Origin of the sequence: Rubrivirga sp., assembly GCF_049648075.1 — a bacterium.
GTDB lineage: Bacteria > Bacteroidota > Rhodothermia > Rhodothermales > Rubricoccaceae > Rubrivirga.
On the sequence record NZ_JBARYR010000648.1, the window covers coordinates 1 to 7,000 of the forward strand.

General features: G+C 65.8%; 7 protein-coding genes. 2 read left to right on the plus strand and 5 right to left on the minus strand.

Going from position 1 to position 7,000, the window contains the following annotated elements; genetic code table 11:
* From WBA11_RS17470 to lnt, 5 genes are all read right to left on the minus strand, one after another.
* The coding region (locus WBA11_RS17470; protein ID WP_424521920.1) for a hypothetical protein at nucleotides 1–1,641 on the minus strand (1,641 nt) is incomplete at its 3' end.
* Nucleotides 1,642–1,732: 91 nt separating this feature from the next.
* Nucleotides 1,733–2,485, minus strand: coding sequence for an SDR family NAD(P)-dependent oxidoreductase (locus tag WBA11_RS17475; protein WP_424521921.1), 753 nt, complete (start codon nucleotides 2,483–2,485; stop codon nucleotides 1,733–1,735).
* A gap of 1 nt (nucleotide 2,486) precedes the next feature.
* Nucleotides 2,487–2,996 (minus strand): fasciclin domain-containing protein, encoded by a 510-nt coding sequence (locus WBA11_RS17480; protein WP_424521922.1) that lies wholly within the window; start codon nucleotides 2,994–2,996, stop codon nucleotides 2,487–2,489.
* 2 nt (nucleotides 2,997–2,998) lie between these two features.
* Complete coding sequence (locus WBA11_RS17485; RefSeq protein ID WP_424521923.1) at nucleotides 2,999–3,586, minus strand: Maf family protein; 588 nt, start codon at nucleotides 3,584–3,586, stop codon at nucleotides 2,999–3,001.
* Nucleotides 3,587–3,599: 13 nt separating this feature from the next.
* Nucleotides 3,600–5,135, minus strand: coding sequence for an apolipoprotein N-acyltransferase (gene lnt, locus WBA11_RS17490; protein ID WP_424521924.1), 1,536 nt, complete (start codon nucleotides 5,133–5,135; stop codon nucleotides 3,600–3,602).
* Nucleotides 5,136–5,312: 177 nt separating this feature from the next.
* Here lnt and WBA11_RS17495 point away from each other — a divergent pair, with 177 nt between their 5' ends.
* Both WBA11_RS17495 and WBA11_RS17500 read left to right on the plus strand, forming a co-directional pair.
* Nucleotides 5,313–6,206: a ParA family protein gene (locus WBA11_RS17495; RefSeq protein WP_424521926.1), complete on the plus strand. Its 894-nt coding sequence runs from the start codon at nucleotides 5,313–5,315 to the stop codon at nucleotides 6,204–6,206.
* On the plus strand, nucleotides 6,207–7,000 hold a 794-nt coding region (locus WBA11_RS17500; RefSeq protein ID WP_424521925.1), incomplete at its 3' end, for a sodium-dependent transporter.

The window sequence follows — 7,000 nt, forward strand, 5'->3', positions numbered from 1 at the left end:
GCCGTCGATCCGCGCCGTCGCGCCAGCGTCGAGACCCGCCTCGGCGGGGGACCCGGGACGTAGAGCCTCCTGCTGAATCTGACGCCCATTACCGACACCGTAGGCGCCGGCAACGGCGATCGGGAGCGTGCCACCGACCTCGAGTCGACCCGTGATTGCGTGGGCTGCTGCCAGCTGGGCACCACGTGTGGTTTGGTATGCCAGCACGTGGGCGTCGGACGGTGGCAGACCGGTGGAGAGCGACGCGGGTCCGATCGAGGCCCACACGATCGTTTTGCCCAGACGCAGAAGCTGGTCCGCGACGGCAAAGTGCCGAGAGGCGAGGAGCCCGTCGGTATCTGCAAACGCTGCGATCACGACCAGGTCTGACCCACGTGCGACCTCGAGGGCGGTCTCGTAGTCGGACTGCTCAAGCCCGAGCCCGAGACGCGTGTAGCTGACCCGGCTCGATGTCAAGCCTGTCGCAAGCGTGTTGACGAATGGGAGCGCGCGGTCCGGGTCGGCCGCTGGATCGAGGACGACCGTAAACACGGACGGAGGAGCCGACGTGCCCACGACCGGAAGCGGGCCGTCTTCCTCTTGCAGGACGGTGATCGAGCGGCGAGCGACCTCGCCCTCGAGAAGACCGGTCCGGCGACGCAGCGACGTATCGATCGGCCTCCAAGGGCGAATCTGCAGGCTGGTCACAGAACCTTCCTGACCCGTCGTGGGAGGTGGAGGTGCGAGATCGAGGCCGGCCCAGACCTTTGCGGACAGCACACGGGTCGAGGCGTCGCGCGCGCGCGCCAGCGTCAAGCGGCCATCCTCAATTCCCCGCGCGAGCGAGTCGAACACGACACCTGGAGCTCGGGATTGGACGACGTCCGCGCCCTCGGCGACAGCCTCTAGGGCGTAGGATGCTCGATCGTTCGTTTCAGCCACGATGAGGCCCGTGAACACACCCTGCTGCTTGATCGAGCGGATGAGGTCCACGTCCTGGGCGTCCTCGATGGTGAGCCGGACCTCCATCAAGCCCGCGTTCGAGAGCGTGGCCAGGGCGTCCAGGTCTCCCGCGCCCTCGAGCCGGGCGCTGGGGAGCACCTGACCCGCACGTACGCCCCTGACGAGCGACTCGGCCGCAGGGTGCCGGTCCACGTCGAACGTCTGGAGCGGACCTCCCACCACGATCGACGTGCCCGGCGTCTGGACCGAGAGCGGCCTCGAGGCCGTCGCCAGCGCCTCGCCGGTCATGTAGGCCAGGTCTGGCCGGCCCGTGGCCTCGAGGGCGAGCGGGGACGAGTAGCCTGGGCTGTCGCTGAACGGGAGGCCGAGCGTCCTCGAGGGCGCCGCGATGTGAACCGGGAAGGGCGACCGGTCCTGCCAGGTGTTGACGCGCTCGAGGTGGTCCTCGATGGTCCCGCCGTCGACCTCGATGCGGCCGATCCGCCCTCGTGACACCAAGTCGTCGAGGTCCTGGACGTCACTCGAGGTCGCTACGATCTGGCCGAGCATCGAGGCCGGCGACAGCGTGTCCGCTACCTGCTCGACCTGTGACGACGACCCCGCCCACGGCGCGGCCGGCGTCACCGGGACGCCCGTCGCCGTCCACAGAGCGGCTGCGGCGAGCGCAGCGGACGTCACCACCTTGAGGATCAGGGTCATAAAACGGTGAGGTCCGGGGGGACGCGACATCGAGGACGAAGGTAGCGCGCCGGAGCGCCCAGTCTCAACGAACTCGACTCGATCAACGTGCCTATCGAGGCCGAACGGTCGCAAATCCGCCGTCGACGGACAACGTCTGCCCCGTCACCCACCCGCTCCGTTCCGAGTCGAGCAGGAACGCGATGGCGTCGGTCAGGTCCTCGGGCTCCCCGATCCGGCCCAGGGCGTGCATTTTGGCCGACGCCTCCACGGCTTGCTCCGACGCCACGAGCCGACCTGCGAGGGGCGTGCGGACGAGCCCCGGCGCGACGGCGTTGACGCGGACGCCCTTTGGGGCGTAGGTCGCGGCGGCGGCCCGGACGAGCCCTTCGACGCCACCCTTGGCAGCAGCGACGGCTTCGTGGTTCGCGAGCCCGTACCGTCCTGCGACGCTCGACATCAAGACGATCGAGCCCCCTTTGGGATCGGCGTTCTTTTGCATCGCTTTCGCTGCCGCCCGGACGGCGTAAAACGCCGTGTGCAAGTTGAGCTGGAGCGTCTCGTCGAACTCCTCTGGAGACGTCGCGTGAGCAGGCTTGAGAACGATCGAGCCGACCAGGTTGACGATGCCGTCGAGCCGGCCATGGGCCTCGACGGTCGCCTGGACCAGGCCCGAGACCGCGTCGGCGTCCGTTGCGTCCAACGTAAACGCCTGGGCTCCGGTCTCTTGTGCGAGCACCCCGAGCCGGTCCGCTTGCCGAGCTCCGATGACGACGCTCGCTCCTCCCGATGCCAGGTGACGTGTGAGAGGCGTCCCGATGCCACCTGTGGCGCCGATGAGAAGGTAAACGGGTGCGGAAGACATGCTAGCGGGGGGAGATGACGGTGTCGATGACATGCACGACGCCGTTGTCCGTGTCTAGGTCCGACTCGATGATCCGTCCGGTTCCCCCTGGTCCGATCACGGACAGACCCTCACCAGCCTCCGCGAACGAAATCTCGCTCCCGCCTAGGGTCTCGATGGAGAGGTCCGGGAAGACATCGAACGTCAGCATCCGTGTGCTCAGCACGTGACTCAGAACGATCTCCCGAGCCCGAAGCGAGTCGACCTCGAGGTCGATCCCCGACGACTCAAACGCGTCGTTGGACGGAGCGAACACGGTGTACGCCGTCGAGGTGTCCGCCAGCACCGACGTGAGGCCGGCGACCTCGATGAGGTCCGTCAGCCGAGTCAGCGATTGCGCGTCCTCGATCTGGCCGAAGACCGACGAGCCGGCGTCCGCAACGTCCTCGACCGGTGCCAATGACGGTGGAGTCGGCTCCTCGGAGCCGCACCCTGCCACAAGAAAGGTGACAGCGAAGATGACGTATCGCATGGTTAGGTCGAGGTGACGAGGTCGGGTACGAACGCCTTGAGGAGGGTGTAGAAGCGGCGGAGCGGAAGGCCGACCACGTTGAAATAGTCGCCCTCGATGCGGTCGACCAGCAACGCGCCCATGTCGTCCTGGATTCCGTACGACCCCGCCTTGTCGAGCGGGGACCCTGTCGACACATAGGCGTCGATCTCGGCGTCCTCGAGGTCGGCGAACGTGACGCGCGTCGTCACGTGGTCGGACGTCTCTCGGCCACCGTACCGCAACGCCATGGCCGTGACGACGGAGTGGGTCCTGCCCCGAAGGCGCCGCAGCGTGTCCCCGGCCTCGAGGTCGTCCGCGGGCTTGCCCAGCACCTCGCCGTCGAGGACGACGACGGTGTCAGCCGCGAGCACGATCGAGGACGTGGCCTCGAGGGCGCGCGCCTTCCTCATCGCCACGGTTTCGGCCGCCCGTCCGATCTCGACGTTCTCCGGCCACGTTTCGTCGGCGTCGGTCGCCCGGACCTCGAACTCGAGGCCGAGGCTCTCGAGGAGAGCCTTCCGACGAGGGCTGGCCGAGGCGAGTATCAGCGGGGCGCGGAGCGAGATCATCGCCCCAAGATCGCTACGTGTGGGCGGCTCGGACCGACGTCTTCCGTCGAGACATGGTGGCCGGGTACAGGCTGGTGATCAGCACCACTCCAATGTTGAAGACCAGTGAGAGGCCGAGCGCCCACGCTCCAAGCCAATCGCCATGCCTGACGTAGAGCGTCTCGTGGCGAAAGATCGGCGCTTCGATCGGGACGACGTCTTGATCCATCCAGCCAGCCGTCTCGTGGATGTTGCCAGACGGAGTAATCATCGCCGACACGCCGCTCACGGTCGACAGCACGACGGCTCGACGGGACTCGATTGCCCTGAGCCTGGTGATCATCATGTGTTGGTACAGCCCCGACGTACGCCCCCACAAGTCGTTTCGCGACAGCACGACGATCAAGTTGGCGCCCGACTTCGTGAACTGACGGACGTGATCACCGAAGACGGACTCAAACCCGACGGTCGTCGCGATCTCTGTGCCCCCTGCATCGAGAAGCACCCGCTCGTCGCCACGGGCTTGGGAGTTGTCCGTGACCATGACGCTCCGCATCGGGTTGTATGTCACGGTAGGTTTTCCTGGCCTAAACAGCACGGCCGTATCCATGTCTCCTGCGGTGCCTTCCCCGTTCGACGAGCCGACGACGGCACCTGCCAGGAGGCTCACGCCACGCCGCTCCCCCCAATCCGAGAGACGTTGGTACAGCCTCGACTCCTCTCGCGCCGAAGGCATTTGGGGGATGGACGACTGGGGCCAGATGAGTAACCCGACGTCACCAGTCGATCCACGCTGTCGAGCGACCGCGCTCGAGTCGAGGGCGGACGGGTTCCACCGGGCCAACAGGTCGTCCGAGAGAGACGAGAGGTAGCGGACCTTCTCGGGTGCCTTCTGGGCGTCCCACTCCCTCGGGGCGATCCCCGGCTGAACGATCGCTATGCGTGCAAACCCCGAGGGCACGTCGGACTGCGCGGTCCGCACACTCCCATACACGACGGGAATTGCAATGAGGGCGGCAAATACACCGAAGTACATCCCTTGCTGGCCGATCGCTGTGGGTTGAGCGTCATGGCCCAGCTGTTTGCGGGGGAGAGCTAGGAACGCCGTGATGTTGAGCGCGAGGACCCAGAGGCTGATCAAGAGGACCCCTCCAAGGTCAGCGATCTGGATGAACTCGAGGGCCTCAACCTGGGTGTGGCCTAAGACGAGCCACGGAACGGACAAACTCAGCTTGAGCGTCATGAACTCCGCCGTGAGGACGTTGAGGACCAGTGCTACAAGCCCCAGGGGTTTCCCAACGCGCTCCTTGACCGCTCCCGCAAGCACGAACGCGATCGTGAGGGGCAAGGGGGTCAGAAATAGACTCGCTCCTCCACCAGCGGCCTGTCCTGGATCTGGATTGAAGAGCAGCCAGAAGCCGAGGCAACAACTCGTCGTCAGCAAGAGGGCATACAACTCGCGCGCATAGTCGAGAGACGGCTTGCGGATCGACCACCTCATGAGCAGCGGAACGAGCGCGACCCAGGCGAGGGGGTAAAGCCCTAGGGGGGGCATACTCAGCGCGATCATGATCGCACCCGCAAAGGACCACCCGAACGAGCTGAAGGGTGGGGGTGGGATACGGCGCTTCGAGGAGCTCAACGGCCAGTACAAAGGTGGGATGGTCTGTATCGACCGGCCGCACTAGGACTTAAGCCACCTGGGCAGTATCGCTCTCCATCTCCCGGCTATCTTCGTCTCACGCTCATTCCTACCGCTGTGCCTGTCCTCACCGTCGCCAATCACAAAGGCGGCACCGGAAAGACCACCTCGTCCATTCACCTCGCCGCAGCCCTTGGGCACGAGGGATACAAAGTGCTGGTCATCGACTTCGATCCCCAGGGCTTTTTGACTCGTATGCTCGGCAAAACGGCTCCACCGGTTGAGCTGTCGAGCCTAGGCCTGCTGGGTGCCACCGCCGACATCCGAAACGTCGAAGTCCAAAAGGTGAGCGGCTTCGACCTAATCGGGTCGACCCTTTCGCTGACCAAGGCTGCCCGGAAGCTGACCCGCCCGACAGACGTGCTGTGGCTCCGCGAAACGATCAACGCGGGCCATGACTACGACGTCGTCCTGATCGACACGGCCGCGGCGCTGTCTGTGTACACGATGAACGCTCTCGTGGCGAGCGATCACCTGATTATCCCGGTGACACCCGAGTACCAGCCTGTGGTCGGAGCCGAGCAGACGTGGCAGTCTGCCGGATTGGTCCAGGACAAACTGAACCCGAGTCTTGGGACTCCAAAATTCCTCCTTACCCAGGTCGATGCCCGCCTCAACCGTCACGCACGATACGCCGGCTACCTGCGTCAGAAGTACGGCGACGCAGTCATGAAAACTGCGATCCGTACGTCGTCGTCACTCGCAGTCGCGAGCCGGGACGGGCGGACGGTCTTCGACGCCCGTAACGAGACGAGAGGCGCCGTCGATTACCGCGCCGCCGCCCTCGAGGTCGCGGCCACTTTCGAGGGGTTGGCCTCGACCACCCCTGACCCGTCCGTCTCGTCCTCGATGGAGACCGACACGCCGGCAGCAGCGCCTCCTTCCACCAACGAGACCCCTCCAAGCGCTGGACTCGGCCGTCCATCGGTGTCTGTCTAGATGGCGCAGCACGAACGGTTCTCGTCGCGGTGGACGCTCATCCTGAGCGTGCTCGGCATCGCGGTCGGGACGGGCAACATCTGGCGCTTTCCGAGGATCGCGGCCTCGAACGCCGGAGCCGAAGGTGCGGGAGCGTTTCTCTTCGCGTGGCTGGTGTTTCTCGTCGCGTGGAGCATCCCGCTGATCATCTCCGAGTACGCGCTAGGCCAGAAGGGCCGGGCCGGGGTGGTCGGAACGTTCGCGAAGCTTGCAGGCCCTCGGTTTGCGTGGCTGGGAGCGTTCGTCGCGTTTGTGGCAGCGGCGATCATGTGCTACTACAGCGTGGTCGCGGGATGGTGTGCCTACTACGTGACGGCCTCAGCGTTCGCCGGACTGCCGACCACCAGCGAGGCCTCGCTCGCGGCGTGGTCCGAGTTTCAGAGCACACCCTGGCCGATCATCCTGCACGGGACGATGATGGCGCTGGGCGTGCTGGCTGTGCGCGGTGGGGTGAAGACGATCGAGAAGGCGAACTCGATCTTGGTCCCGACTCTCCTCGTCATCGTCGTGGTCGCCGTCGTGCGAGCCTTGACGCTTCCCGGGGCTGGTGCAGGCGTCGCGTACCTGTTCACGCCGGACTGGTCCACGCTCGGTTCGGCCTCGACGTGGCTGGAGGCCCTGACGCAGAACGCGTGGGACACGGGCGCTGGATGGGGACTCATCCTGACGTACGCTGCGTACATGCGGCGGGAAGACGGGGTCGTCCGCAACGCCGTCCTGACCGGCGTCGGCAACAACGTGGTCTCCCTCCTGGC

Coding starts and splice junctions, on each gene's coding strand:
- WBA11_RS17475 (WP_424521921.1), bottom strand. CDS start 2,485: ATGTCTTCCGCACCCGTTTACCTTCTCATCGGCGCCACAGGTGGCATC.
- WBA11_RS17480 (WP_424521922.1), bottom strand. CDS start 2,996: ATGCGATACGTCATCTTCGCTGTCACCTTTCTTGTGGCAGGGTGCGGC.
- WBA11_RS17485 (WP_424521923.1), bottom strand. CDS start 3,586: ATGATCTCGCTCCGCGCCCCGCTGATACTCGCCTCGGCCAGCCCTCGT.
- lnt (WP_424521924.1), bottom strand. CDS start 5,135: ATGATCGCGCTGAGTATGCCCCCCCTAGGGCTTTACCCCCTCGCCTGG.